21 protein-coding genes, 4 tRNA genes and 2 pseudogenes are annotated in these 25,153 nt (G+C 71.3%); 15 read left to right on the top strand and 12 right to left on the bottom strand.

Annotation, left to right across the window (positions count from 1 at the left end):
* Positions 1-404 precede the first annotated feature (404 nt).
* Together ABZS71_RS07510 and ABZS71_RS07505 are read right to left on the bottom strand one after the other, a co-directional pair.
* Positions 405-723: pseudogene (locus ABZS71_RS07510) on the bottom strand (MarR family transcriptional regulator); the annotation flags it as partial.
* Between the two features lie 15 nt (positions 724-738).
* A pseudogene (locus ABZS71_RS07505) lies at positions 739-933 on the bottom strand (glutamine amidotransferase); the annotation flags it as partial.
* 126 nt (positions 934-1,059) lie between these two features.
* Between ABZS71_RS07505 and ABZS71_RS07500 the strand changes: the two are divergent.
* The 3 genes from ABZS71_RS07500 to ABZS71_RS07490 all read left to right on the top strand — a co-directional run bounded on the left by ABZS71_RS07500 (position 1,060) and on the right by ABZS71_RS07490 (position 4,115).
* Positions 1,060-2,430: an aspartate aminotransferase family protein gene (locus tag ABZS71_RS07500; protein ID WP_356208219.1), complete on the top strand. Its 1,371-nt coding sequence runs from the start codon at positions 1,060-1,062 to the stop codon at positions 2,428-2,430.
* Positions 2,431-2,559: 129 nt separating this feature from the next.
* Positions 2,560-3,273, top strand: coding sequence for a GntR family transcriptional regulator (locus ABZS71_RS07495; protein WP_356208218.1), 714 nt, complete (start codon positions 2,560-2,562; stop codon positions 3,271-3,273).
* A gap of 191 nt (positions 3,274-3,464) precedes the next feature.
* The gene (locus ABZS71_RS07490) at positions 3,465-4,115 is read left to right on the top strand and encodes a hypothetical protein (RefSeq protein ID WP_355859133.1); all 651 of its coding nucleotides are present in this window, start codon (positions 3,465-3,467) and stop codon (positions 4,113-4,115) included.
* 38 nt (positions 4,116-4,153) lie between these two features.
* Here ABZS71_RS07490 and ABZS71_RS07485 read toward each other — a convergent pair whose 3' ends face one another.
* Entirely contained in the window at positions 4,154-4,903 is a 750-nt protein-coding gene (locus tag ABZS71_RS07485) for an SLATT domain-containing protein (protein WP_356208217.1), read from the bottom strand.
* A gap of 351 nt (positions 4,904-5,254) precedes the next feature.
* Between ABZS71_RS07485 and purD the strand changes: the two genes are divergently transcribed.
* The 4 genes from purD to ABZS71_RS07465 all read left to right on the top strand — a co-directional run bounded on the left by purD (position 5,255) and on the right by ABZS71_RS07465 (position 11,703).
* Positions 5,255-6,529: a phosphoribosylamine--glycine ligase gene (gene purD / locus ABZS71_RS07480; RefSeq protein WP_356208216.1), complete on the top strand. Its 1,275-nt coding sequence runs from the start codon at positions 5,255-5,257 to the stop codon at positions 6,527-6,529.
* Between the two features lie 318 nt (positions 6,530-6,847).
* The gene (locus tag ABZS71_RS07475; RefSeq protein ID WP_356208215.1) at positions 6,848-8,764 is read left to right on the top strand and encodes a hypothetical protein; all 1,917 of its coding nucleotides are present in this window, start codon (positions 6,848-6,850) and stop codon (positions 8,762-8,764) included.
* 190 nt (positions 8,765-8,954) lie between these two features.
* The gene (locus ABZS71_RS07470) at positions 8,955-10,466 is read left to right on the top strand and encodes a N,N-dimethylformamidase beta subunit family domain-containing protein (RefSeq protein ID WP_355859125.1); all 1,512 of its coding nucleotides are present in this window, start codon (positions 8,955-8,957) and stop codon (positions 10,464-10,466) included.
* A 316-nt stretch (positions 10,467-10,782) separates the two neighbouring features.
* Positions 10,783-11,703, top strand: a complete 921-nt coding sequence (locus tag ABZS71_RS07465) for a phosphoribosylaminoimidazolesuccinocarboxamide synthase (RefSeq protein ID WP_356208213.1) — start codon at positions 10,783-10,785, stop codon at positions 11,701-11,703.
* A gap of 55 nt (positions 11,704-11,758) precedes the next feature.
* Here ABZS71_RS07465 and ABZS71_RS07460 read toward each other — a convergent pair.
* From ABZS71_RS07460 to ABZS71_RS07440, 5 genes are all read right to left on the bottom strand, one after another.
* Positions 11,759-11,831 (bottom strand) — tRNA-Gly (locus ABZS71_RS07460).
* Between the two features lie 93 nt (positions 11,832-11,924).
* Positions 11,925-12,551 (bottom strand): alpha-ketoglutarate-dependent dioxygenase AlkB, encoded by a 627-nt coding sequence (locus tag ABZS71_RS07455; RefSeq protein ID WP_356208212.1) that lies wholly within the window; start codon positions 12,549-12,551, stop codon positions 11,925-11,927.
* A gap of 187 nt (positions 12,552-12,738) precedes the next feature.
* Positions 12,739-12,814 (bottom strand) — tRNA-Gly (locus ABZS71_RS07450).
* Between the two features lie 78 nt (positions 12,815-12,892).
* Positions 12,893-12,964: transfer RNA gene (locus ABZS71_RS07445), tRNA-Gly, on the bottom strand.
* 104 nt (positions 12,965-13,068) lie between these two features.
* The gene (locus ABZS71_RS07440; protein WP_356208211.1) at positions 13,069-13,386 is read right to left on the bottom strand and encodes an Lsr2 family protein; all 318 of its coding nucleotides are present in this window, start codon (positions 13,384-13,386) and stop codon (positions 13,069-13,071) included.
* A 302-nt stretch (positions 13,387-13,688) separates the two neighbouring features.
* Here ABZS71_RS07440 and purS point away from each other — a divergent pair, with 302 nt between their 5' ends.
* The 6 genes from purS (at position 13,689) to purM (ending at position 20,645) form a co-directional block, all read left to right on the top strand.
* A complete protein-coding gene (gene purS / locus ABZS71_RS07435; RefSeq protein WP_355859117.1) occupies positions 13,689-13,973 on the top strand; it encodes a phosphoribosylformylglycinamidine synthase subunit PurS in 285 nt (94 codons plus the stop codon).
* Positions 13,970-14,650 (top strand): phosphoribosylformylglycinamidine synthase subunit PurQ, encoded by a 681-nt coding sequence (gene purQ / locus ABZS71_RS07430; RefSeq protein WP_356208209.1) that lies wholly within the window; start codon positions 13,970-13,972, stop codon positions 14,648-14,650. Before purS ends, purQ begins: the two co-directional genes overlap by 4 nt.
* Positions 14,647-16,896, top strand: a complete 2,250-nt coding sequence (purL, locus tag ABZS71_RS07425) for a phosphoribosylformylglycinamidine synthase subunit PurL (protein ID WP_356208207.1) — start codon at positions 14,647-14,649, stop codon at positions 16,894-16,896. Before purQ ends, purL begins: the two co-directional genes overlap by 4 nt.
* A 183-nt stretch (positions 16,897-17,079) precedes the next feature.
* Positions 17,080-17,793 (top strand): sterol carrier family protein, encoded by a 714-nt coding sequence (locus ABZS71_RS07420; protein ID WP_356208205.1) that lies wholly within the window; start codon positions 17,080-17,082, stop codon positions 17,791-17,793.
* A gap of 171 nt (positions 17,794-17,964) precedes the next feature.
* The gene (purF, locus tag ABZS71_RS07415; RefSeq protein ID WP_356208204.1) at positions 17,965-19,524 is read left to right on the top strand and encodes an amidophosphoribosyltransferase; all 1,560 of its coding nucleotides are present in this window, start codon (positions 17,965-17,967) and stop codon (positions 19,522-19,524) included.
* 53 nt (positions 19,525-19,577) lie between these two features.
* The gene (purM, locus tag ABZS71_RS07410; protein WP_356208203.1) at positions 19,578-20,645 is read left to right on the top strand and encodes a phosphoribosylformylglycinamidine cyclo-ligase; all 1,068 of its coding nucleotides are present in this window, start codon (positions 19,578-19,580) and stop codon (positions 20,643-20,645) included.
* A gap of 102 nt (positions 20,646-20,747) precedes the next feature.
* Here the strand turns inward: purM and ABZS71_RS07405 are convergent, their stop codons facing one another.
* Together ABZS71_RS07405 and ABZS71_RS07400 are read right to left on the bottom strand one after the other, a co-directional pair.
* Positions 20,748-21,008 carry a DUF3073 domain-containing protein gene (locus tag ABZS71_RS07405; protein WP_355859106.1) on the bottom strand — a complete coding sequence of 87 codons (261 nt, stop codon included), beginning with the start codon at positions 21,006-21,008 and terminating at the stop codon, positions 20,748-20,750.
* A 367-nt stretch (positions 21,009-21,375) separates the two neighbouring features.
* Complete coding sequence (locus ABZS71_RS07400) at positions 21,376-22,533, bottom strand: Glu/Leu/Phe/Val dehydrogenase dimerization domain-containing protein (protein WP_356208202.1); 1,158 nt, start codon at positions 22,531-22,533, stop codon at positions 21,376-21,378.
* Positions 22,534-22,708: 175 nt separating this feature from the next.
* On the opposite strand from ABZS71_RS07400, the gene ABZS71_RS07395 reads away from it, so the two are divergent.
* Both ABZS71_RS07395 and bldC read left to right on the top strand, forming a co-directional pair.
* The gene (locus tag ABZS71_RS07395) at positions 22,709-23,545 is read left to right on the top strand and encodes a hypothetical protein (protein WP_356208200.1); all 837 of its coding nucleotides are present in this window, start codon (positions 22,709-22,711) and stop codon (positions 23,543-23,545) included.
* Between the two features lie 520 nt (positions 23,546-24,065).
* Entirely contained in the window at positions 24,066-24,272 is a 207-nt protein-coding gene (gene bldC / locus ABZS71_RS07390; protein WP_003949541.1) for a developmental transcriptional regulator BldC, read from the top strand.
* 439 nt (positions 24,273-24,711) lie between these two features.
* Here bldC and ABZS71_RS07385 read toward each other — a convergent pair whose 3' ends face one another.
* Positions 24,712-24,933: a DUF6274 family protein gene (locus tag ABZS71_RS07385; RefSeq protein WP_356208198.1), complete on the bottom strand. Its 222-nt coding sequence runs from the start codon at positions 24,931-24,933 to the stop codon at positions 24,712-24,714.
* Positions 24,934-25,053: 120 nt separating this feature from the next.
* Positions 25,054-25,128, bottom strand: a tRNA-Asp gene (locus ABZS71_RS07380).
* Positions 25,129-25,153: the final 25 nt, after the last annotated feature.

Below are 25,153 nucleotides of genomic sequence, written 5' to 3'. Positions count from 1 at the left end.
GCCGCCCCGATTCCGGTGAACCCGCACGCGGTGCGCGCCGCAGCCCAGGCGCCGGTGCACGACATGACCCCAGGTGAGCTGAGCAGTCACCTCGCACGTGTCGGGGCCCTGCGTTCGCAGTTGCAGGGCGATGTGGCCCGCTCGCCCCGTATGCCCCTGGGGGCGACCGCGAGACTCCGTTCCGTGGTCAACCCCGCCGAAGTGCACTCGCTGCGCGCCGAGCGCTCCTCGGCGGTCCGGGAGATGGGACGGCGCCACCAGCCGCCGACGCACCTCCAGGCCCATCGTCGGCCCCCGTCGGCCGACCAGTCCGGACCGCGCCGGGGTTAGGGCGGTTTCACATCGGCCCACGGCACCCCGCCTGCGTCAGGTCTCCAGGGCGTCAAGGGCCGAGGAAACTTCCGGTGGCCCGGCACGATGCCGCGTACGGCGGCGAGGCCGTCCTCGGTCGGAGCGAGGAGTTTGGCGCGGCGGTGGGCGGGGTTGGGGCGGTATTCGGCGAGTCCCGCTTCGACGAGAACATCGGCGACGCGCTGCACGCTCTGCCGGGTGATGCCCATCGCGCGGGCGATCCCGGCGACCGGCAGCGGTTTCGCTCGAAACGGCCAGGAACTGGCCGTTGAGCCGGAAGACGGCCAGCGCCGTCCCGCTGAGCAGCGCGGGGTTGGGGTCGTCGGGGCCCTCGGGCGGTCCCCCGGCCCCCTGGACGGCGCGGTCCGTCATCGGCCGGCCGCCGCCGTACGCGGCTGCGTCCGATGACGAGAAGAGCCGGAACCAGGCGTCCAGCACCTCGGGTTCGCACACGTCCAGCCGGGCCAGGATCTCCCGGGCGAAGGCGACCGGCGCGGTCGGGCCGGCCGTGATCAGCCCGCTCGCCGGGTCAGTGACGGCATCCGCCTCTCGGTAGCGGTGGCCGCCCCGGTAGCCGGTGGCGACGGCGGCCCGGCAGAGTGTCCACGGGCGCGCCGAATGCCAGACAGCCTGTCGGTGCCCGACCCGGGAATCCGGTCCGTACGCTGGGCACGACCCCCGACCCGCGAGCGATCAGAGGTAGCGAACGTGTCCGTGCAGCCCGCGCACCCCAGCCCCGATCCCGCGGTCGGCGCCGCCGTCAAGGCCGCCGACCGCGCGCATGTCTTCCACTCCTGGTCCGCGCAGGGCCTGATCGACCCCCTCGCCGTCGCGGGCGCCGAAGGCTCGTACTTCTGGGACTACGACGGCAACCGCTACCTCGACTTCTCCTGCCAGCTGGTGAACACCAACATCGGCCATCAGCACCCCAAGGTCGTCGCCGCCGTCCAGGAGCAGGCCGCGAAGCTGTGCACCATCGCGCCGGGCTTCGCCGTGGACGTACGGTCCGAGGCGGCACGGCTGGTCGCCGAGCGCACCCCCGGCGACCTCGACAAGATCTTCTTCACCAACGGCGGCGCCGAGGCGGTCGAGAACGCGGTCCGCATGGCCCGGCTGCACACCGGCCGTCCCAAGGTGCTCTCCGCCTACCGCTCGTACCACGGCGCCACCGCCGCCGCGATCAATCTGACCGGCGATCCGCGCCGTTGGCCCTCCGACACCGCCTCGGCCGGCGTGGTGCACTTCTGGGCGCCGTTCCTCTACCGCTCGCCCTTCCACGCGGAGAACGAGGCCGAGGAGTGCGAGCGCGCACTGCGCCACCTTGAGGACACCATCGCCTTCGAGGGCCCGCAGACCATCGCCGCGATCATCCTGGAGACCATCCCCGGCACCGCCGGGATCATGGTCCCGCCGCCCGGCTATCCGGCCGGGGTCCGCGAGATCTGCGACCGCTACGGCATCGTCTTCATCCTCGACGAGGTGATGGCGGGCTTCGGGCGCACCGGCCACTGGTTCGCGGCCGACCACTTCGGCGTCACCCCCGACCTGCTGACCTTCGCCAAGGGCGTCAACTCCGGCTATGTGCCGCTGGGCGGCGTCGCGATCTCCGCCGAGATCGCCGCGACCTTCGACCAGCGGCCCTACCCCGGCGGACTCACCTACTCCGGCCACCCGCTGGCCTGCGCCTCCGCCGTCGCGACGATCAACGCGATGGCTGAGGAGGGGATCGTGGAGAACGCCGCCGCGATCGGGGAGAACGTGATCGGGCCGGGTCTGCGGGAGATCGCCGAGCGCCATCCCTCGGTCGGCGAGGTGCGCGGTCTGGGCGTCTTCTGGGCGCTCGATCTCGTCAAGGACAAGGAGACGCGCGAACCGCTCGTCCCGTACAACGCGAGCGGCCCGGCCAACCAGGCGATGGCCGACTTCGCCGCCGCCTGCAAGCGCGGTGGTCTGTGGCCCTTCGTGAACATGAACCGCACTCATGTCGTACCGCCGTGCACGGTCACCGAGGCCGAGGCCAAGGAGGGTCTGGCGATCCTCGACGAGGCGCTCGGCGCCGCCGACGCATACGCCGGGTAACCCCCCGTTCATTCCGGTGTGGACCACCGCCGTACTCTGCGCACTGTGCGCAACGGCCCTCGCATATCGTGATGCGAGGGCCGTCCGCTTCCGTATGATCACGACGGCCGCGGAAGGAGACGGTCCCCGATGCCCGTGCCCGGCACCAGCCCGGTCAAGCGGAACACCCTGCGGCAGCAGATCGCCGACGCGCTCTGCGACGAGGTGCTCGCCGGCCGACTCCCCGCTGGGCGGCAGTTCACCGTCAAGGAGATGGCCGAGCAGTACGGCGTCTCCGCGACCCCCGTCCGCGAGGCCCTGCTCGACCTGTGCTCCCAGGGGCTCCTGGACGTCGAGGAGCACCGCGGCTTCCGGGTCCACGAGTTCACCATCGCGGACTTCCGGCACATGGTCGACGCCCGCACGATGGTGGTCGAGGGCGTCTTCCGGCACTACAGCGGCCAGACGCCGCGCACCATGACCCCGCAGGCGCTGGCCTCGGTGCGGCGCCGGGCCGAGGAGGCCGAGCGCGCCGCCCGCTCCGGCGACCTCGACATTCTGATCGGCTACGACCTGCGCTTCTGGCGCGAGATCTGTGGTCTGGTCGGCAATCCGTACGTGCTGGACTTCCTGCAGCGGCTGCGGGTGCAGACCTGGGTCTTCACCGTCCCGTATCTGCGCCGCGTGCCCGATCTGCGCGGGCAGCTGTGGGCCGGGCACTGCGAACTCACGGCGGCGGTGACGCGCGGCGACCCCACGGCCTCCGAGCGGCTGATAGGGGCGTACAACACGCACTTCCGCATGCTCATCGAGCGACTGGTGGTGGGGGCGGGCGCGGCCGGCAACGGCACCACATCCCGCTGAGCCGCGCGCCGTCCGCACCGGCCGCGGGCCCCTCGTCGGGGCCCACCGGGACGGCGTCGGACTCCGCTACCGGAGCCACCGGCACCGGCTCACCCACGACCACGGGCTGACGCACAGCCCTCTTCGCGCCGCGTACGTGGGGCATTACGCTGGGCCGCTCATCGACCGTACGGATACGAGAGTGAGATCGCGTGGCATGTGACCTCTGGCTGGTCCCCCTCGTCGATGTGCTGTGCCACAGCCCCGACAACCCGTTCGCCGAGGAGATCGCGGCGTACGACAAGGCGCTCGGTGAGGCCGATCTGCCGCCGGTGCCCGTCTTCGGCTATATGCCGGGCCTGTCCGGGGATGTCGCCCCGGTCGCGGGCTTCGACTACGACGCGCTGCACTTTCTGCGCCGCGCCTACATGTTGCAGTTGTGCGGGCTCGCGGTCACGCCGGTGGACGAACTCGGCGGCGACTACGAGCAGTTGCTGGAGATGTTCGAGCCCACCGCGCAGCAGTCGCATCTAGTGTGGCACTACGACCACGCGGGCGCGTATGTCCCCGTCGACTTCCAGAGCCCGCTGTCCAACGACGAACTGCTGGAGGGCGGCGGTCCGTTGGGATCCAGCCATGGGCTGCTGCGCGAACTGGAGGCGGTCGCCCCGGCGCTGGGCATCGACCCGCAGAACCCCCCGGTCGCCCCCGCGCCCCCGGCCCGCCCGACGAGCCTGGAAGAACCGGCGGCGCCCGTGCCGTACGAGGACAGCCCGTTCGCGCGGGAACGCCATGTGTGGCTGGGGCTGCACGCGGCGGCGACGCGCAGCCTGGGCCAAGGCTCAATGATCGTCTTTAGCTGACGTCGTCTTCGGCTGACGTTGTCTTTCGCTGACATCTGTCAGCGGGGCGGCTCAGGAGGACGCTGCCGGGGCATATTGGGCCGGGCCGGGCCGGGCGGCAGCGGAAAGCGGCTCGCGGGGCTCCCGCTGTCCGGGCGGGAGCCCTGGGCCAGTAGCGACTGCGTGAACAGCGACTGGGTGAACAGCGGCGCCGCACCGGATCCGAAGTCCACCATCCAGCCCGCGGTCTCGGTCCGTACGAGCTCCGACACGTCCTCGCAGAACCGCCGCAGCACCGACAGACACCGCTCCACCGCCTCGGTCGCGGTGCCCTCGGTCGGGCCCAGCACCTCCCGTACGCTCTCCGACGCCCAGTCGAACTGCAGCGCCTCAAGTCGCCGCCGCACGGCCTGCGCCGTGGCCACGTCCCGCATCCAGCCGGACGTAAGCCCGAAGAACCGGTCGCAGCCGACACACGCGACCGCCAGCAGCAGCGCCAGCGCGCCCCAGCCGGCGCCGCTGCCCAGCGCCCCGATCAGATCCAGCAGCGGCAGTGTGGCCCCCACCACCCCCGCCACCGCGGCCCCCACCCGCAGCACCCGCGCGGCCCGCCGCTTCCACACCCGGTCGGCGAGATACCACTCCGCCACCCGCAGCGCCCCCTCCTCGACCCACCGGTACAACTCGTCGAGCCGCTCCGCGGGCTCCCCCCAGTCGCCGTGCGGAAAGGGCCGACCGAGCAGGTCCCCCTGGGTCCTCGCATCCTCCTGCCGAGGGGGCCCCTCGGGCTGCATCTCCGGCTGACTCACCCGTGCACTCCCTCTGCGGCGGCTGTTTCTCCTGGCGCGCGGCTGATGCGCAACCACCATTCCTACCGCCGAACGGCTGGCCACGCGGACCCGATCACGGGATATCCGCCCGTTAGAGCTGCCCCATCAGATATAGGCCCACCCACCCCCTCACCCAAAAGAGTGCCGCCCACCCCCGTGGCGGCCCGACCCGGGGCTCCCCGGCCCCGGATCGGCCCCTGTCCCGGGGCCGGCCCGCCCCCGTTCCGTACCGACCGGCGCCGCCGGTGAGCGGGCCCTCGGGGACGGGGGGGGAGTCCACCGGCTGGGGCGGGGCGTCGGCGGTCCGGGGGAGGCAATAGGGTGCTTACCGTGAACGTCCTCGTCATCGGCAGCGGCGCCCGCGAACACGCCCTGTGCCGCGCACTCTCCCTCGATCCCGATGTCACCGCACTGCACTGCGCCCCCGGCAACGCCGGCATCGCCGAGGTCGCCGAGCTGCACGCGGTCGACGCGCTCGACGGCGCCGCCGTCGCCGACCTCGCCGCCGCGCTGGGGGCGGAGCTCGTGGTGGTCGGCCCCGAGGCGCCGCTCGTGGCGGGGGTGGCCGACGCTGTGCGCGAGCGCGGGATTCCGGCCTTCGGGCCGTCCGCGGAGGCCGCGCGGCTGGAGGGGTCCAAGGCGTTCGCCAAGGATGTGATGGCGGCGGCGGGCGTGCCCACGGCCCGTTCCTATGTCTGCACGACCGCCGACGAAATCGACGAGGCGCTCGACGCGTTCGGCGCCCCGTACGTCGTCAAGGACGACGGCCTCGCCGCGGGCAAGGGCGTCGTGGTGACCACTGATGTCGATGCCGCCCGCGAGCACGCGCTGGCGTGCGGGCGCGTGGTGATCGAGGAGTTCCTGGACGGCCCCGAGGTCTCCCTCTTCGCGATCACCGACGGCGAGACCGTGGTCCCGCTCCAGCCCGCGCAGGACTTCAAGCGCGCCTACGACGGCGACGAGGGCCCGAACACGGGCGGCATGGGCGCGTACTCCCCGCTGCCGTGGGCGGACCCCAAGCTGGTGGACGAGGTCATGGCGACCGTCCTGCAGCCCACCGTGGACGAGCTGCGCCGCCGCGGCACGCCCTTCTCCGGGCTGCTGTACGCGGGGCTGGCGATCACTTCGCGCGGCGTCCGCGTCATCGAGTTCAACGCGCGCTTCGGCGACCCGGAGACCCAGGTGGTCCTGGCCCGGCTGAAGACCCCGTTGGCCGGGGTGCTGCTCGCCGCCGCGACGGGCCGCCTGGCCGCCGAGCCGCCGCTGCGCTGGAGCGACGGCGCGGCCGTGACGGTCGTCGTCGCCTCGCACAACTACCCGGGTACGCCGCGTACGGGTGACCCGATCACCGGACTGGCGGAGGTGGCCGAGCAGGACGGCCCCACGGCGTACGTCCTGCACGCGGGCACCAAGCGGGACGGCGGCTCGGGTGAGGTGGTGAGCGCGGGCGGCCGGGTGCTGTCCGTCACCGCGACCGGCTCCGACCTGGGCACAGCGCGCGAGTGGGCGTACCGCGCGGTGGCCCGGATCGGTCTGAAGGGCTCCCACCACCGTTCCGACATCGCCGCGAAGGCGGCCGCGGACGCCCCCCAGGACCCGAAGTAGCCACCGAGGAGGCCCGGAGCAGGCCCGTAGCAGGCCCCGAGCAGGCCCGAGGGGCCCCGCACCGGACGCCACACCGGGCTGATCACACGGGACCCGAATTCGCAATCGCGGGTTCCCGGTTTTACCCAAGGCCATTCCATCGGGTGACCGCTTCCGCATCCTGCTGACGCGCGACCGGCCCCCAACTAGTGTGCCGCTCAGGCGAGATGCGGCAACTGGCCCACCGGCATTGCGCTGCGGGCGGCCGGTGCGACAGTGGGGGGAAGACAACGCCGCCGTCGTCCGCCGTTCACAGACCGGCTGGACAGTAGGGGGGTGATGAGAACCGTGGCAGGTCCCGAAGCAGGTGCACTGGCGGCGCGCGCCCGTGCCCTCGCCGTGCTGCGCATCCGGAGCACCGCGCTCGCGGTCGCGCTCCTCCCGGCGGCCGCGGCCGTCGTGCTGCTCGTCGGCGGCGCGACCGGCCGCATCGGCGGCGGCCCGCACGACCAGGGCTGGACGGCCTTGCGCTGGGTGGTGACCGGCGGCGCCCTGCTGGTCCTGCTGGTGGCGGCGGCCGTGGCCGCCGTGATCGTGCGGGCGAAGCCCGCGCTGAGCCCCACGGTGCCCATCGCCGAGGAGACGGCCCCGGATCTCTACCGGCTGGTCCGCGATCTGGCCGAGCGGCTGGAGGTGCCCGCGCCGTCGTCGATAGCGCTCACCCCGGACTGCGACAGCTGGCTGGAGGACCGTACGCATCCGGCGCACGGCGGCCGCCGGGAGCGCCGGGACCGCGGCGCCATCGCGGTCGACGATCCCCGCGCCCTCCACAGACCCGTAACCCGACCCGGGCGGAGCCCCGGCCGGCGAGCCGATGCGGCGGGCCTGGACCGGGGCGTGGACCGGGTCATGGACCGCCATGAGCGCCGCGCCCCGCAGGCGCCCGTGCTGGTGATCGGCTCGCCGTTCCTGTGGTGGATGCGGGTCGCCGAGCTGCGCGCCCTGCTCGCCCCGGTGGTGGCGGGCACCGGCCCGTCCGTGCATCCCGACATAGCCGCGGCCCGCCGCTTCGTCCGCGGGCTGGACGCCGCCGTGGCGGTCGCCTCGCCCGGCGGCGAGCCGTCGTCCGCCGCCCCGGGGTCCGCCGTGGTGGCGGTGGTCCGCCGCCCCGCCCTCGCCTTCGTCGGCTGGGTCGCCCGGCTGCTGCTGCGCGGCTGCCGGGACCACGCCGCCCAGATGGAGCGCGCGGTCGCCGCGGCCGCCTCCGAGCGGGCCCAGGCGGTCGACTACGGTCTGCGGATCGTCGCGCAGGAACAGGTGGGCCTGGCCTACGCGGGCTGGGACCGGCTGCTGACCCGGGTCGCGCTGCCCGCCTGGCGGATGGGCCGCTGGCCGGCCCGGCTGGACGCGGGCGTGGTCGCGGCGCTCACCGAGCTCTCCCGCCGCGACCGGCTCGCCGAGGGATTCACCTCCCGGCTCAGCGAGCGGCCGGCCTGCGATCTGCTGGAGGAGCCGGGTCTGATCGACGAGGCGACCTCGCTGCTCGCCGCCCGCCTTTTCCACGGCGGCCCGCCGGAGCCGGGCGCGGACTGGTCCCCGGTCGACTGGGGCCGGTATCCGGAGGAGGTGGTGGACCGGAAGTGGCGGCTGGAGGCCGCCCGGCTGAACCGGGTCCTCGACGAGCGGACCGGCCCCATAGGCCCCCCGCCGGGCCGCGCGAGCGCACCCGCCCCGCCCACCCTGGCCCGGGTCATCGACCGGCTCACCCTCGCCGGGGCCGCCCCCTGGAGCAGCGCCGAAAGCGACCCCGAAGGCGACGGAGGCAGCGGCCGCGCCCCGGAGCTCGCCGCCCGGCTCAGCGTGGAGGTGGCCCGCGAGGAGGCCGTACAGCAGGCCACCACACGGGCGCACGGCCAGGCCCGTACGGCGGCGGAGGGGGCCGGTGGGGGAGGGGCCGGCGGCGATCCGTGGATCGACGGGTTCGCCCCGCTGTTCCCGCTCCAGCCGCCCCGCACCGGCCGTGAGCTGCTCGCCGACCATGTCACCGCCATGGTGTGCTGCGCCGCCGTGGACACCGCGGGCGCGGCCCCCGGCCTGGACTGGCTGGACGGGCCCGCACTGCTGGTGGGCGGCCGGCGCCGGGCCGATCTGGCCCATCCGGTGCTGAGTCTGGTCGAGGACGGCGACGCCGAGCCGCTGCGCGCCTGGCTCGGCGAGGTGGGGGTGCGGCCGGAGAAGCCCGTTCGCCTGGTGTAGTCCGCGTCTTCCCGGCTCGCCTTCCGCTCGGTCGGTTCTCGTTCCGGCAAATTCACGACGATGGGTGACGGAGTGGGTGCGTAATGTGATGTGCTGGGACCGGCCCACAAGGCCGGACCGCGGCGGCACGGTGCGCACAGGACAGCGAGGCGAGAAGCCGCCGGGGTACGCAGGGAGAGGGGGAGCGAGGATGGGGACGGACCAGATCCGGCGCTGGGAGTCGGGGGCACTCGCCCACGCGGTGACGGATCCTTTCGGCCAGGGCCCGCTGCCCTGGCTGCGTGGCAGCGAGAACTACTTCGACGACACCGGCCATGTCGTCCCGTGGTACGTGAACCACGTCCACGTCCCCGGAGCCACCGACCGGGTCACCGACCGGCCCGCCGGCCTGGCGGGCCGGAAGGGCCTCGCCAAGATCCCCGGCCCCCGCACCGCCGATGACGTCCACCGGCAGATCAAGGGGTTCACCTCCACCTCCGCCGCGGCCCCCGGCGAGGCCATCGACTTCCGGATCACGGTCGACCCGCCCCAGCAGTTCAGCGTGGACATCTACCGCATCGGCTACTACGGCGGCGACGGCGCCCTGAAGATCACCACCAGCCCCCGGCTGTCCGGGATCGTCCAGCCGGCCCCGCTCACCGCCGACCGCACCGTCTCCTGCCACCACTGGTGGCTGTCCTGGCGGCTGCAGATCCCCTCGTACTGGAAGCTCGGCGCGTATGTCGCGGTGCTGACGACCGTGGACGGCTACCGCAGCCACATCCCCTTCACCGTCCGCGACACCCACCCCGCCGACCTCCTGCTGGTCCTGCCGGACTTCACCTGGCAGGCGTACAACCTGTACCCGGAGGACGGCCGGACCGGCGCCAGCCTCTACCACGCCTGGGACGAGCGGGGCCGGCTGCTCGGCGAGCCGGAGGCGGCGGTCACGGTCTCCTTCGACCGGCCGTACGCGGGCGCGGGGCTGCCGCTGCATGTGGGACACGCGTACGACTTCATCCGGTGGGCCGAGCGCTACGGCTACGACCTGGCCTACGCCGAGATGCGCGATCTGCACGCGGGCAGCGTCGACCCCACCCGCTACCGCGGCCTCGTCTTCCCCGGCCATGACGAGTACTGGTCGGCGCCGATGCGCCGCACCGTGGAGCTGGCCCGCGACAGCGGCACCTCGCTGGTCTTCCTCTCCGCGAACACCATGTACTGGCAGGTCGAGCTCGCCCCCTCGCCCTCCGGTCCGGACCGGCTGCTGACCTGCCGCAAGCGCCGCGGCCCCGGCCGCTCCGCGCTGTGGCGGGAGACGGCGCCCGAGCAGCAGCTGATCGGCATCCAGTACGCGGGCCGGGTGCCCGAGCCGCGCCCGCTGATCGTGCGCAACGCCGACCACTGGCTGTGGGAGGGGACGGGCGCGGGCGAGGGCGAGGAGCTGCCGGGCCTGGTCGCGGGCGAGGCGGACCGCTACTTCCCGCGCACCGCCCTGCCCGAGCACCTCCGCCGGATCCTGCTCGCCCACTCCCCGTACCAGGACACGGAGGGCGCGACCCGTCACCAGGAAACCTCCCTCTACCGCGCCCCGAGCGGGGCCCTGGTGTTCGCGTCGGGGACCTTTGCCTGGTCGCCGGCGTTGGACCGGCCCGGCCATACGGATGAGCGCATCCAGCGGGCGACGGCCAATCTCCTGGACCGCATCTGCAAGCGGGCCTGACCCTCAGGGGGCCGGAACCTCCAAGCGGGCCGTCCCCCGGGGCCGGAACCTCCAAGCGGGCCGTCCTCCGGGGCCGGAACCTCCAAGCGGGCCGTCCTCCGGGGCCGGAACCTCCAAGCGGGCCGTCCTCCGGGGGCGGAACCTCCAAGCGGGCCGGCCCCCCCGGGGCCGGAACCTCCAAGCGGGCGGACCCCGGGGGCCCGGACCGAAGCGGAATCCCGGGGAGCGCCCGCCATCGACGCGCGCCCCGCCTCCGGTACCCACCCCCACGTGCGGCAGAATCATCGGGGCTTGGACAAAACCACCAGGAGGCAGCGTGTCCGGATTCGTCGAGAAGCCCGAGCCGGTGGAGGTGCCGGGCCTTCAGCACCTGCATACGGGCAAGGTGCGCGACCTCTACCGGAACGAGGCGGGCGATCTCGTCATGGTCGCCAGCGACCGGATGTCGGCGTACGACTGGGTGCTGCCCACCGAGATCCCCGACAAGGGCAAGGTCCTCACCCAGCTCTCCCTCTGGTGGTTCGATCTGCTCGCCGATCTGGTCCCCCACCACGTCCTCTCCACCGAGCTGCCCGCCGGCGCCCCCGCCGACTGGGAGGGCCGCACCCTGGTGTGCCGGTCGCTGCGGATGGTCCCGGTCGAATGCGTGGCGCGCGGCTATCTGACCGGCTCGGGCCTGGCCGAGTACCAGGAGAGCCGCACGGTGTGCGGTCTCGCCCTGCCCGAAGGGCTGACCGACGGCTCCGAACTGCCCGCCCCGATCTTCACCCCCGCCACCAAGGCCGAGGTCGGCGAGCACGACGAGAACGTGGCGTACGAGGAGGTCGCCCACCGCATCGGCGCCGAGCCCGCCGCCCAGCTGCGCCAGGCCACCCTCGCCGTCTACAGCCGGGCCCGGGACATCGCCCGGGAGCGGGGCATCATCGTCGCCGACACCAAGTTCGAGTTCGGCTACGCGGAGGCGACGGCCGGCGCGGAGGGCGCGGAGCCGATCCTGGCCGATGAGGTGCTGACCCCCGATTCCTCCCGCTTCTGGCCGGCCGACCAGTGGCAGCCCGGCCGCCCCCAGCCGTCCTTCGACAAGCAGTTCGTCCGCGACTGGCTGACCTCCCCGGCCTCCGGCTGGGACCGCCACGGCGAGCAGCCGCCGCCCCCGCTGCCGGACGAGATCGTCGAGCGGACGCGGGCGAAGTACGCCGAGGCGTACGAGCGGCTGACCGGCATCCCCTGGTCGTAGGCCCCCGGAGACACGGCGAAGGCCCTGGTCAACCGACCAGGGCCTTCGTTCACCGAGCGGACGACGAGGCTCGAACTCGCGACCTCAACCTTGGCAAGGTTGCGCTCTACCAACTGAGCTACGTCCGCATGCGCCGCGGGCTTCCCCTGGCGCGCATCCACTATAACCAAACCCGCGGCGGCCGAACTACCTCGGTGCCCGCGCGGGCCCGGTTCTCGCCATCAGGCGACGTCGTGCGGCCGGAACTGGACGCTGATCCGCGGTCCCGCCGCCCGTGTGGTCTTCGGGATGGCGTGCTCCCAGGTCCGCTGGCAGGAGCCGCCCATCACGATCAGGTCACCATGCCCGAGCGGCCGCCGCATGGTGGCGCCGCCGCGCCGCGGCCGCAGCACCAGGTCGCGCGGGGCGCCCACGGACAGGATGGCCACCATGGTGTCCTCACGCGCGCCCCGGCCGATCCGGTCGCCGTGCCAGGCGACGCTGTCGCGGCCGTCCCGGTAGTAGCAGAGCCCGGCCGTGGTGAACGATTCGCCCAGCTCGGCGGCGTAGTGCGCGGAGAGTGTGGCGCGCGCCTCATCCAGGACGGGGTGCGGCAGCGGGTCCTCGGCGCCGTAGAAGGCGAGCAGCCGCGGGACGGCCACAACCTGGTCGTACATCTGGCGCCGCTCCGCCCGCCAGGGCACCTCGGCGGCGAGCCGCACAAACAGGGAGTCGGCCCCGCTCAGCCACCCGGGCAGCACATCGATCCAGGCCCCGTCACCCAGCACGGTCCTGCGCGCGCCGCGCAGCGGGCCGAGCCGGATGTCGTCGGTCTGGTCGAAGAGCGAGCCCTGGAAGTACGGGGGCATGCGTCCAGGGTAATCGAACTACCGAACGTATGTGCTGTTCCGTGACGCCGCACCGAGCCGTCACCACGCCACCGGGAACCATGACCGATGACACATCATCAAGATTGTTGGGTGCGGGAGGCGTTGAAGAGCCTGGGTGAAAAACACCTCAGGCGCCGGTCGATTCGACCGGCGCCTGAGATATGTATGGAGCGGACGACGAGATTCGAACTCGCGACCCTCACCTTGGCAAGGTGATGCTCTACCAACTGAGCCACGTCCGCATGCCTCCGACCGGCTTTCACCGATCGGCGCGTGCATCACTCTACCTGATCCATCCACGGACGGATGCAAGAGATGAGAGCGGGTGACAGGGATCGCACACTGCGCCTCCCCCTTGGAAAGGGGGCGCTCTACTACTGAGCTACACCCGCATGGTGTCTTCCTCGGGGTTGTGGCCTTTCGGCCTCGCCCCTCGGCGTGGTTCAGACTCTAGCGGATCACCTGGGGTGTTGTGCAACTCGGCCGAACGGGTCGCTCAACTCGCCTCGTTGAACGCCTCGTAGACCCTCTTGGGGATCCGGCCTCGCGGCGGCACCTCCATGCCGCGCGACCGCGCCCAGGCGCGCACCGCGGCCGGGTCCGGGGCGACGGCGGTGCGGCGGTATGTCTTGCCCGAGCGGGACCGCTTGCGGCCGGCCTCCACGTAGGGGGCGAGTACATCCCGCAGCTTCGACGCATTCTCTGCGCTGAGGTCGATCTCGTACAACCTGCCGTCGACTCCGAACGAGACCGTCTCCTCGGCATCCCCGCCGTCGATGTCGTCAGAGAGCGTGACTACTACGCGCTGCGCCACGGATATCGGTCCTTTCGGGCTGCATCGATGCGTTGAGGTGCATAGATGTCAGGTGTCCGGTTGTAGCGAACAATGCTTTTTCATTTGTACAGCGATCGGCAATGCATTGTGAACCCCGGTAATTTCATCCGCGTGTCACGCCGCAATCGGGACCATACGTTTTTCCGGGGGCTTTCCCCAGCAGTTGCCCCCGACGATGCTTAAACGTGACCGAGGCGCCCGTATCTACTCGCGTAGAATTTTGCTCGGGGTAGGCTTGGGCCACCGCCTTACGCACCAGCACCACACCACCGGGAGTGCCAGTGGCACGCGTCGTAGTCGACGTCATGCTCAAGCCGGAGATCCTCGACCCCCAGGGCCAGGCGGTGCAGCGAGCACTGCCCCGCCTCGGTTTCGAGGGGATCGCCGACGTCCGTCAGGGCAAGCGCTTTGAACTCGAGGTGGAGGGCCCGGTCGACGATGCCGCCCTCGCCCGTATCCATGAGATCGCGGAGACCTTCCTCGCGAACACCGTGATCGAGGACTTCGCAGTGAAGGTCGAGGTCGGCGAGGGCGCCGACACCGCCGCCGTGAAGGCGGGGTCGTGACCGCACGCGTCGGAGTCATCACGTTCCCCGGCACGCTCGACGACCGCGACACCCAGCGCGCGGTGCGCACCGCGGGGCTGGAAGCCGTACCGCTGTGGCACCGTGACAACGACCTCAAGCAGGTCGACGCGGTGATCCTGCCGGGCGGCTTCTCCTATGGCGACTATCTCCGGGCCGGGGCGATCTCCCGCTTCTCTCCGGTAATGGAGTCGGTGATCGACCAGGCGAAGGCCGGTATGCCGGTGCTTGGCATCTGCAATGGCTTCCAGGTACTCACCGAGACCCATCTGCTGCCCGGCGCGATGCTGCGGAACAACCATCTGCACTTCATCTGCCGCGACCAGAAGTTGCGGGTGGAAAACGCGGAGACCGCCTGGACGCGCTCGTATGAGCAGGGCCAGGAGATCAACATCCCGCTGAAGAACATCGACGGCCGCTATGTCGCCGATGAGCGGGTTCTCGATGAACTCGAGGCCGAGGGCCGTGTCGTGTTCCGCTATCAAGAGCTGAACCCCAACGGCTCGCTGCGCGACATCGCCGGTATCTCCAATGCGGCGGGCAATGTCGTCGGCCTCATGCCCCACCCCGAACACGCTGTCGAACCGCTGATCGGCACCGGTCGCACCGACGGTCTCGGATTCTTCACCTCGATCCTCAAGAGGCTGGTCAGCGCATGACCCTGGACACCACGAAGCACGCGGCGCAGACCCCGGAGGCCGAGCAGCCCTGGGCCGAGCTCGGTCTCAAGCAGGACGAGTACGAGCGCATCCGCGCCATCCTGGGCCGCCGGCCCACCGGCGCCGAGCTCGCCATGTACTCCGTCATGTGGTCCGAGCACTGCTCGTACAAGTCGAGCAAGGTCCATCTGCGGCAGTTCGGCGAGAAGGCCCCGGAGAGCGACGCCCTGCTGGTCGGCATCGGCGAGAACGCGGGCGTGGTCGACGTCGGCCAGGGGTACGCGGTCACCTTCAAGGTCGAGTCGCACAACCACCCCTCGTACATCGAGCCCTACCAGGGCGCGGCCACCGGCGTCGGCGGCATCGTCCGCGACATCCTCGCCATGGGCGCCCGCCCGGTCGCCGTCATGGACCCGCTGCGCTTCGGCGCCGCCGACCACCCCGACACCAAGCGGGTCCTGCCCGGTGTCGTCGCGGGCGTCGGTGGCTACGGCAACTGCCTGGGGCTGCCCAACATCGGCGGCGAGGTCGTCTTCGACCCCTGCTACCAGGGAAACCCGCTGGTCAACGCCCTGTGTGTGGGCGTGATGAAGCATGAGGACATCCACCTCGCCAAGGCGTCCGGCGCCGGCAACAAGGTCATCCTCTACGGCGCACGCACCGGCGGCGACGGCATCGGCGGCGTCTCCGTGCTCGCCTCCGAGACCTTCGACTCGACGGGCCCGGCCAAGCGCCCCGCCGTGCAGGTCGGCGACCCTTTCCAGGAGAAGCTGCTCATCGAGTGCACCCTGGAGATCTTCCGGGAGGACCTGGTCGACGGCATCCAGGACCTCGGCGGCGCCGGCCTGTCCTGCGCCACCAGCGAGCTGGCCAGCGCCGGCTCCGGCGGCATGCGGGTCGAGCTGGACACCGTGCCGCTGCGTGACGCGACCCTCTCGCCCGAGGAGATCCTCATGAGCGAGTCGCAGGAGCGCATGTGCGCGATCGTCGAGCCCGACAAGGTCGACCGCTTCCTGGAGATCTGCGAGAAGTGGGACGTCATCGCCACCGTGATCGGTGAGGTGACCGACGGCGAGCGGCTGGAGATCTTCTGGCACGGCGAGCAGATCGTGGACGTCCCGCCGCGCACCGTCGCCCATGAGGGCCCGGTCTACGAGCGGCCGTACGCCCGTCCGGACTGGCAGGACACCCTGCAGGCGGACGACGCGAACAAGCTGCCGCGCCCGGCGACCCCCGCAGAGCTGCGCGAGCAGGTGCTGAAGGTCGTCTCGTCCCCGAACCAGGCGTCCAAGTCCTGGATCACCGACCAGTACGACCGCTTCGTCCAGGGCAACACGGTGCTCGCCCAGCCCGACGACTCCGGCATGGTCCGCGTCGACGAGGAGACCGGCCTCGGCGTCGCGGTCGCCACGGACGGCAACGGCCGGTACGCCAAGCTGGACCCGTACGCGGGGGCGCAGCTCGCGCTCGCCGAGTCGTACCGCAATGTGGCCGCCTCGGGCGCCAAGCCGCTCGCCATCTCCAACTGCCTCAACTTCGGCTCGCCGGAGGACCCCGCGGTCATGTGGCAGTTCGCGGAGGCCACCCGCGGTCTTGCGGACGGCTGTCTGACCCTCGGCACCCCGGTGACCGGCGGCAATGTCTCCCTCTACAACCAGACCGGGGACACCGCCATCCACCCGACGCCGGTCGTCGCCGTCCTCGGCGTGATCGACGACGTCGCCCGCCGCACCCCGATCGCCTTCGCGGAGGAGGGCCAGCTGCTGTACCTCCTCGGCGACACCGCCGAGGAGCTCGGCGGCTCGGCCTGGTCGCAGGTCATCCACGACCATCTGGGCGGGCTGCCGCCGAAGGTGGACCTGGAGCGCGAGCGGCTGCTCGCCGAGATCCTGATCTCGGCCTCGCGTGACGGCATGGTGGACGCGGCGCACGACCTGTCCGACGGTGGCCTGATCCAGGCGCTCGTCGAGTCGTGTCTGCGCGGCGGCAAGGGTGCCCGGATCGTCGTTCCCGACGGTCTGGACCCGTTCGTGCTGCTGTTCTCCGAGTCCGCGGGCCGGGCGATCGTCGCCGTTCCGCGCAGCGAGGAGGTCCGCTTCAACGACATGTGCGGGGCGCGCGGTCTCCCGGCGGTCCGTATCGGCGTGATCGACGGCGACGAGATCGACGTCCAGGGGCAGTTCTCCCTGCCGCTGGCGGAGCTCAAGGAGTCGTACGAGGCGACCATCCCGGGCCTGCTGGCCTGACGTCCGGTGCTGCGGCGGCCCCGCTTCCCGCGTCGGCGGGAGCGGGGCCGCTCGGTCTGTTCGGTCAGGTGCCCCAGAAGGCGTCGTAGGCGTCGATGTGCTCGACGCCGCCGGGTCTGCCCTGGCCGCCGGGGGCTGTCCGCGCTGTCCGGGGATGTCCTCGCCACTGAGTAAGCTCGGGCCATGCCTCCCCGCGCCCGCGCTCGCGCCCGTATGTACGACCCCGCCAAGACGCGCGCCGCCGTGACCGCGCAGCTCGCGCATCTCCGCGACGCGGTGCGGGAGCTGGGCGACGAGCGGCTGGGCGCGCGTCTGTCGGCGGCCGTACGGCTGGAGGACCCGGCGCCGTCCGCGCGGGAGCTCACCGTCACGGAATGGGCGACCGCGACCGCCGCGCCGGCGGAGCCGGAGACGGAGCCCGATCCCGGCGAACCGCTGGAGCGGGCCGCCGCGCGCTTCGCCGAGCTCATCGCCACGGCGCCCGCAGACCGGCTGGTGGCCGCCCGGGGCGGGGCGATGCGGCTGGACGACTTCCTGGTCACACGCTGTGTCGAGCTGATCGTCCACACCGACGACCTGGCGACGGCCACGGGCGTCTCGATCCCGTACGACCGCCATGCGCTGGCCACCGCGTCCCGTGTCCTCGCCGATGCCCTCGCGGCGAAGGCGCCCGGCGGCTCGGTCGAGGTCCGCGTCCCGCCGTTCGCCGTCGTCCAGTGCGTCGAGGGCCCCAGGCACACCCGCGGCACACCCCCGAACGTCATCGAAACCGCCCCGCTCCCCTGGATCCGCCTCGCCACGGGCCGCCTCCCGTGGCCGGAGGCCGTGGAGTCGGCCCAGGTGACGGCCAGCGGCGAACGAGCTGACCTCTCCCCTCACCTCCCGGTCCTCACCTGAGCCCCCGGCCCCCGATGTGATCTGTGCCCCGCTCATCCACCCCCGCCCCACCCCCGATCCCGGTCGGAAAGGGGGTGGAAGGGGGCCGCCGGGGCCCCGGCAGATGTGATGTATCTCCCCGCACCCGTCCCTCGTTCGGAGGCGCCCGGGAACTGGCCTAGACTCGATCCCGTGCCACGTGGTGACGGACGACTCAGCCACGACCTGCTCCCCGGCGAGAAGGGCCCCCAGGACGCTTGCGGCGTCTTCGGAGTCTGGGCGCCGGGCGAAGAGGTCGCCAAACTCACCTATTTCGGGCTGTACGCGCTGCAGCACCGCGGACAGGAGTCCGCGGGCATCGCGGTGAGCAACGGCTCCCAGATTCTCGTTTTCAAGGACATGGGCCTGGTCTCGCAGGTTTTCGACGAGACCTCCCTCGGCTCCCTCCGGGGCCATGTCGCGGTCGGCCATGCCCGCTACTCCACCACCGGAGCCTCGGTGTGGGAGAACGCGCAGCCAACATTCCGGGCGACCGCGCACGGATCGATCGCGCTCGGTCACAACGGGAACCTGGTTAACACCGCCGAGCTGGCTGAAATGGTCGCGGCCCTGCCAAGGGACAACGGCCGGGCCACCCAGGTCGCGGCGACCAATGACACCGACCTCGTCACGGCCCTCCTCGCGGGACAGGCCGACGAGGACGGCAAGCCGCTGACCGTAGAGCAGGCGGCCCCTCTCGTGCTGCCCAAAGTCAAGGGCGCTTTCAGCCTCGTCTTCATGGACGAGCACACGCTGTACGCGGCGCGTGACGCCCAGGGCGTCCGCCCGCTGGTGCTCGGCCGTCTGGAGCGCGGCTGGGTGGTGGCGTCCGAGACCGCGGCGCTGGACATCGTGGGCGCGTCCTTCATCCGGGAGATCGAGCCCGGTGAGATGGTCGCGATCGACGAGGGCGGGCTGCGCTCCACCAGGTTCGCCGAGGCGAGGCCCAAGGGCTGTGTCTTCGAGTACGTGTATCTGGCCCGCCCGGACACCGATATCGCGGGCCGTAACGTCTACCTCTCCCGGGTCGAGATGGGCCGTCGGCTGGCCGCCGAGGCCCCGGCCGACGCCGACCTCGTCATACCGACGCCGGAGTCCGGCACCCCCGCCGCCGTCGGCTATGCCGAGGCCAGTGGGATTCCGTACGGCTCCGGGCTGGTCAAGAACAGCTATGTGGGCCGGACCTTCATCCAGCCCTCGCAGACCATCCGGCAGCTCGGCATCCGGCTCAAGCTGAACCCCCTCAAGGAGGTCATCCGGGGCAAGCGCCTGGTGGTCGTGGACGACTCGATCGTCCGCGGCAACACCCAGCGCGCCCTGGTGCGGATGCTCCGTGAGGCCGGGGCGGCCGAGGTGCACATCCGGATCAGCAGTCCGCCCATCAAGTGGCCGTGCTTCTTCGGCATAGACTTCGCCACCCGCGCCGAGCTGATCGCCAACGGTCTGTCGGTCGAGGAGATCGGCAAGTCGCTGGGCGCCGACTCGCTCGCCTACATCTCCATCGACGGCATGATCGAGGCGACCACGATCGCCAAGCCGAATCTGTGCCGCGCGTGCTTCGACGGCGAGTACCCGATGGATCTGCCCGATCCCGAGCTGCTCGGCAAGCACCTTCTGGAGTCCGAGACACAGGCCCCGAGCAGCGGCGACGCCGACGGTGTGAAGACGCTGACCGCAGGTGTCGGCGGCGCTGACGCGCTGCGCCGCCCGTAGGGTCCGCACGGGCCCTGCCGCCTGTCATCCCCGATACGAAAGATCTCAACGTCATGTCCGAGTCCGGGTCCACCTACGCCGCCGCGGGCGTCGACATCGAGGCGGGCGACCGCGCCGTCGAGCTGATGAAGGAGTGGGTGAAGAAGGCCACCCGCCCCGAGGTCGTGGGCGGGATCGGCGGCTTCGCCGGGCTCTTCGACGCCTCCGCGCTGGCCCGCTACCAGCGGCCGCTGCTGGCCTCCGCCACCGATGGTGTGGGCACCAAGGTGGACATCGCGCGGCGGATGGGCGTGTACGACACCATCGGCCGCGATCTGGTCGGCATGGTCGTGGACGATCTGGTCGTCTGCGGCGCCGAGCCGCTCTTCATGACCGACTACATCTGCGTCGGCAAGGTCTACCCGGAGCGGGTCGCGGCCATCGTCAAGGGCATCGCCGAGGGCTGTGCCCTGGCCGGCTGCGCGCTGGTGGGCGGCGAGACCGCCGAGCATCCGGGGCTGCTGGCCGCCGATGACTTCGATGTCGCCGGGGCCGGTACGGGCGTGGTCGAGGCCGATCAGGTGCTGGGCGCGGATCGCATCCGAACGGGTGATGCGGTGATCGCCATGGCGTCGTCCGGACTTCACTCGAACGGGTACTCACTCGTTCGGCATGTGCTCTTCGACCGGGCCGGCTGGGCGCTGGACCGGGAGGTGCCGGAGCTCGGCCGCACCCTGGGGGAGGAGCTGCTGGAGCCGACCCGGATCTACTCGCTGGACTGTCTGGCCCTGACCCGGACGACCGAGGTGCACGCCTTCTCGCACATCACCGGCGGCGGGCTCGCCAACAATCTGGCCCGGGTCATCCCGGAGGGCCTGCGCGCGATGGTCGACCGCTCGACCTGGACCCCCGACGCGATCTTCAAGCTGGTGGGCGAGGCCGGCTCGGTCGAGCGCCTGGAGCTGGAGAAGACGCTCAATATGGGCGTCGGCATGATGGCGGTCGTACCGGGCGAGTCGGTCGACGTGGCGCTCACCACACTCGCTGACCGGGGCGTGGAGGCCTGGGTCAGCGGCGAGATCACCGAGCGTACGGCGCAGGACACGGAAGCGGTGACGCTCACCGGTGACTACGCGAGCTGAGCCGACCGCGCACCGTGCGCGGACAGCACAGAAGCCGGTCCGAGGCGGGTGCCCCGGACCGGCGGAGGTGCGGCGAAAAGCCGAGCGCCTGGAACGAGTGGTTCAGGCGCGGCGACGCTGCGGGGACGCATCCGACTGTTCGTCGTCCTCGTCCTCATCGTCGTTGTACAGATCCGCGTACTGTGCGTACGGGTCATCGTCCAGCTCATCGTCATCCTCGAACGGCTCGCCATTCGGCGGCTGGTTCGATGTCGGCGATGCGCCCAGCTCCTCGGCCAGGCGTGAGAGGTCCGTCCCACCGCTGTTGTACTTCAGCTGGCGGGCGACCTTCGTCTGCTTGGCCTTGGCCCGGCCGCGCCCCATGGCTCGACCCCCTCAACGACGGGGCTCGACGGCCCCAGAGTCTTGACACGCGTTCACGTTCATGTTTCGGAGCGGACTCCCCAGAGAGAGACCGGTCCGTAGGGCTTCAACGGTACCTGCTTCTGTGGCCATACGGTACGTCGCCCACACGACGTGCCACGAGGCAGAACCCGCGAGGAGCCCCTTCCTCGCTGGTCAGCTGCAATTTTAACGTGTCTTGTGCGCCGACCCGCCGACAGGCCGTGAGGGATCTCTCGCCGATGGCTCCCCCACGGCCCCTCACGGCCCCGGACGGGGCCCGTACGGCCCCGCCCGGCAAGGGCCCGTACGGATCGGCCGGACGGGGCTCAGCGGCCCTCAGGCGCCCTCAGGCGCTGTCGTGGCCCTCCGCCATCCGGTGCTCGGCCAGCCGGTCGGCGGCCGCGGCGGGCGGGATGCCGTCGGTTGTGGCCCGATCGAATATGGCCAAAGTCGTATCGAAGATCTTTGCCGCCTTGGCCTTGGCCCGGTCGAAGTCGAAACCGTGCAGCTCATCAGCGACCTGGATCACACCACCCGCGTTCACGACGTAGTCCGGCGCGTAGAGGATCCCGCGGTCGGCGAGGTCCTTCTCGATGCCCGGGTGAGCCAGCTGGTTGTTGGCCGCGCCGCACACCACCTTCGCGGTCAGGACGGAGACCGTGTCGTCGTCGAGCGCGCCGCCGAGCGCACACGGGGCGTAGACGTCCAGGTCGGCGCGGATCAGCGCGTCGGTGTCCGGGACGGCCTGGATCCGCGGATGGCGGGCCAGCACGCGGTCGACCGACTCGGTCCGGACGTCCGTGATCACGACCTCGGCGCCGTCCTCCAGCAGATGCTCCACGAGGTGGTGGCCCACCTTGCCGACGCCCGCGATGCCGACCCGGCGGCCGCGCAGCGTGGGCGCGCCCCAGGACGCCTGGGCGCTCGCCCGCATGCCCTGGAAGACGCCGAAGGCGGTCAGCACGGAGGAGTCGCCGGCGCCGCCGTGCTCGGGGGAGCGGCCGGTGGTCCAGGGGCACTCGCGGGCGACGACGTCCATGTCGGACACATAGGTGCCGACGTCGCAGGCGGTGACGTAGCGGCCACCGAGGGAGGCCACGAAGCGGCCGTAGGCCAGCAGCAGCTGCTCGGTCTTGATCTCCTCGGGGTCGCCGAGGATCACGGCCTTGCCGCCGCCGTGGTCGAGCCCGGCCAGCGCGTTCTTGTACGCCATGCCGCGGGCGAGGTTGAGAGCGTCGAGGACCGCCGCGTCTTCGGGGTGTTCCTCGGAGCTGTAGGCGTGGAAGCGGGTGCCGCCGAGGGCCGGGCCCAGGGCGGTCGAGTGGATGGCGATGACGGCCTTCAGACCGCTCTCCCGGTCCTGGCACAGCAGGACCTGCTCATGTCCGCCCAGGTCGGACCGGAACAGCGTCGAGAGAGGTGAGAGAGGGTTCGGCACGCGACTTACCGTCGGACCGTCGGCGCTGACGGTGTGACGTACGTCGGTCACGGTGGTGACTCCCATAGGTCGGGGTAGCGCCCTCCTTGCTGGTGGGGAGGGCCGTTGGGCAAGAGGGTAAGCCCTGGGGCCCCGGCGGATGGGGCATGTCCCCGCCGAGTCCGTATGGCGGGCGTGGGACGATGCGGTCATCCGGGGGTAGGCAACTCCTGGCGGTGGTCTCAGCCTTGAGGGAGCGCGTGTGACCTTGGCGTCTTCGGTGATTGTCCCGTACGCGTCGTATCTCCGGGTCTATGAGCCACTGGCCGCATTCCCGGAGCCGGAGCGATCGCACTGGGCGCGTTATGCCAAGCGCGACGACATCCCGAGCGCGCAGGACGAGCTCCGCCGCTCGCTCGCCGACCTCCTGCCGGTGCCTCCCGTGCCGGTGCCGGTGCACGAGAGCGCCGACGCCTTCGTGGCGGTCGTGGACGGCGTCACCTGCGTCTGTCCGTGGCGGACACGGCTGCGGGGCTGGCTGGCCCTGGAAGAGCTGTCCGAGCGGCTTCCCGGGCCCCTCCTGGACGCCGTGCTGCCCCCGGTGGTGCGCCGGCAGGCGGCGTCGGACTACGAGCAGTGGCTGGAGCGCAACCCGGACGCCCGGCCGTGGATCCGCTCGGCGACCTGGCATGTGCCGGTGCGCTGGTTCGTGCTCTTCGCGGACGACGAGCGCGAGTGCACCAAGGGTGAGGACGGGCTCATTCTCCGTTACCGCACTCCCATGGTCCAGGCCAGGCGGCGGGTGGCGCGTGGCCTTAAGGTGCTCAAGGAAGCCCTCGGTGAGGGGCCGCTGATCGACGGGCTGATGGACGTCGGCCGGTGGCTGGAGGAGTTCCACCCCCGGTCGCTGGTCGAGCTGGACTACGGCGGCCTGGTGCACGCGGTGCCCGCGGGGAGGCTGGAGGACGATCACTCGGCCGCGGATGTGGCGGAGGGTCTCGCCGCGCTGCGTGACGGGGACGGGGAACGGGCGGGGATCGCTTACGAGCGGCTGACCGTCCGGTGGAGCGAGGTACGCGGACGGCAGAACGCGAGCTGAGCGCGCGAAGAGCGCGGGCTGAGCGCGGGCTGAGCGCGGGCTGAGCCGGCACCGCGCGACCGGGTGGCGGAGCAGGGGACGTAGGTCCCGATCCGGGCCATTGCCTCAATCGTGACCTAAAGCACTGACTTCGGGCCTTGCGGCAATCCCCCACCCTCGTGTCAAAATAGGACAAGGAGCCCGGGAAGGACTCCTTCCGCCTAAGTATGGGCGGATTCATCGGTATTGCACTCCTTGGTGGATCTGGTGACCCCTGATCCTGTTGTGACTGATCGTCACGGCTGCGTGACTGTCCGTTATGGCATGGTCCATCGGCTTCCGTCGAGGTTGAACACCTGAGAGGGCAATTCCATCGGTTTGGCCGACGGGGCTGGACGGATGGTGTAGTTGTAGTGCCGAGGACAAGCCGTTCGTCCTATAACCGACTCGGCCCGCGTCCGCCATTTCGGGCAACGTGGGTCAAGGTGCAGAATTTAGAGGAAAGAACCGTGATGGTTCGGTTCTCCCGAGGAGGCCGCTCATGACCGCTCGCACCCCTGATGCCGAGCCGCTGCTGACCCCGGCTGAGGTTGCCACGATGTTCCGCGTGGACCCGAAGACGGTCACGCGCTGGGCCAAGGCAGGCAAGCTCACGTCCATCCGCACGCTCGGAGGGCATCGGCGCTACCGCGAAGCGGAGGTCCGTGCGCTTCTCGCGGGCATCCCGCAGCAGCGCAGCGAGGCCTGAACAACCGCATAACCGGGCATTTCCGGGCCCCCAGCCCGGTTTTCGCCTGTATGGCTCCACACGACGGGCGCCTGCCCCAACAGGCCCTCCACCGCTCCACAGGGTGTGTCGTTGATCGCGCTGGACTCCGCCGGGTCCAGCGCGATCTTTTTTTATGCCCCTCCAGGCCCCGGCCGTGACCCCGTGACAGCTTCCCGGAGGGCGCCGGCGACCGCCGCCAAGTGCCCTTGGAGGGCACACATTCGGGCCAGCCGGGGGTGGTCCGGAAACGGCTCCGGGGTGGCTTGGACGGGGGGTGCAATTGCACATATTAAATTGACCGGTTGTGAGCGGGGCGTAAGTTCCCTCACTCCGGAAACCCATTCGGTGACTCCTGTCACACCACTCAATGCTTGTCTCCCGCCGGGAAGCTGCGGTAAGGCGCAATTGCGGTAAGGGCTTACCGAGTTGGCCGCGACGTGGAGGGCGTCTGCTCCTCGACCGTCTCCTCGACCGTCTCCTCGATCGCCTCCTGGCCGTCCTCGGCCCCCGACGGCTCCATCGCCAGCCGCAGCAGCCGGTGGCAGATCGGGCAGTGCCGGGTGAAGTGGCGATAGCCCGTGGCGGCCGCCAGATGGGCGCGCAGCAGCGCCCTGGTCTCATGCTTCGCGGACGCCGTCATACGCCGCACCTCCCGCGCACCCCCACGCACACCTTTACTCGACTGCGTACCGCTGGGGGAGGGTCGCGGTCAAGACGCCGAAGGCCCGGATCCACGAGGGGATCCGGGCCTTCGGGTTTGCGGTCCTGACGGGATTTGAACCCGCGGCCTCCACCTTGACAGGGTGGCGAGCACTCCAAACTGCTCCACAGGACCAACAGTGACGCCCTACAGCTTCGCT

The organism is Streptomyces sp. NPDC005393, assembly GCF_040606675.1.
Taxonomy (GTDB): Bacteria; Actinomycetota; Actinomycetes; order Streptomycetales; family Streptomycetaceae; genus Streptomyces.
The sequence above is the reverse complement of the archived record's forward strand: the minus strand, read 5'-3'. Positions and strand labels throughout refer to the sequence as shown.

Excerpts from the sequence above, each read along its gene's own strand:
- ABZS71_RS07385 (WP_356208198.1), bottom strand. The coding sequence starts at position 24,933 with ATGACGGCGTCCGCGAAGCATGAGACCAGGGCGCTGCTGCGCGCCCAT.
- ABZS71_RS07405 (WP_355859106.1), bottom strand. The coding sequence starts at position 21,008 with ATGGGGCGCGGCCGGGCCAAGGCCAAGCAGACGAAGGTCGCCCGCCAG.
- ABZS71_RS07400 (WP_356208202.1), bottom strand. The coding sequence starts at position 22,533 with ATGGGAGTCACCACCGTGACCGACGTACGTCACACCGTCAGCGCCGAC.
- bldC (WP_003949541.1), top strand. The coding sequence starts at position 24,066 with ATGACCGCTCGCACCCCTGATGCCGAGCCGCTGCTGACCCCGGCTGAG.
- ABZS71_RS07420 (WP_356208205.1), top strand. The coding sequence starts at position 17,080 with ATGCCTCCCCGCGCCCGCGCTCGCGCCCGTATGTACGACCCCGCCAAG.
- ABZS71_RS07470 (WP_355859125.1), top strand. The coding sequence starts at position 8,955 with ATGGGGACGGACCAGATCCGGCGCTGGGAGTCGGGGGCACTCGCCCAC.
- ABZS71_RS07475 (WP_356208215.1), top strand. The coding sequence starts at position 6,848 with ATGAGAACCGTGGCAGGTCCCGAAGCAGGTGCACTGGCGGCGCGCGCC.
- purM (WP_356208203.1), top strand. The coding sequence starts at position 19,578 with ATGTCCGAGTCCGGGTCCACCTACGCCGCCGCGGGCGTCGACATCGAG.
- ABZS71_RS07495 (WP_356208218.1), top strand. The coding sequence starts at position 2,560 with ATGCCCGTGCCCGGCACCAGCCCGGTCAAGCGGAACACCCTGCGGCAG.
- ABZS71_RS07455 (WP_356208212.1), bottom strand. The coding sequence starts at position 12,551 with ATGCCCCCGTACTTCCAGGGCTCGCTCTTCGACCAGACCGACGACATC.
- purL (WP_356208207.1), top strand. The coding sequence starts at position 14,647 with ATGACCCTGGACACCACGAAGCACGCGGCGCAGACCCCGGAGGCCGAG.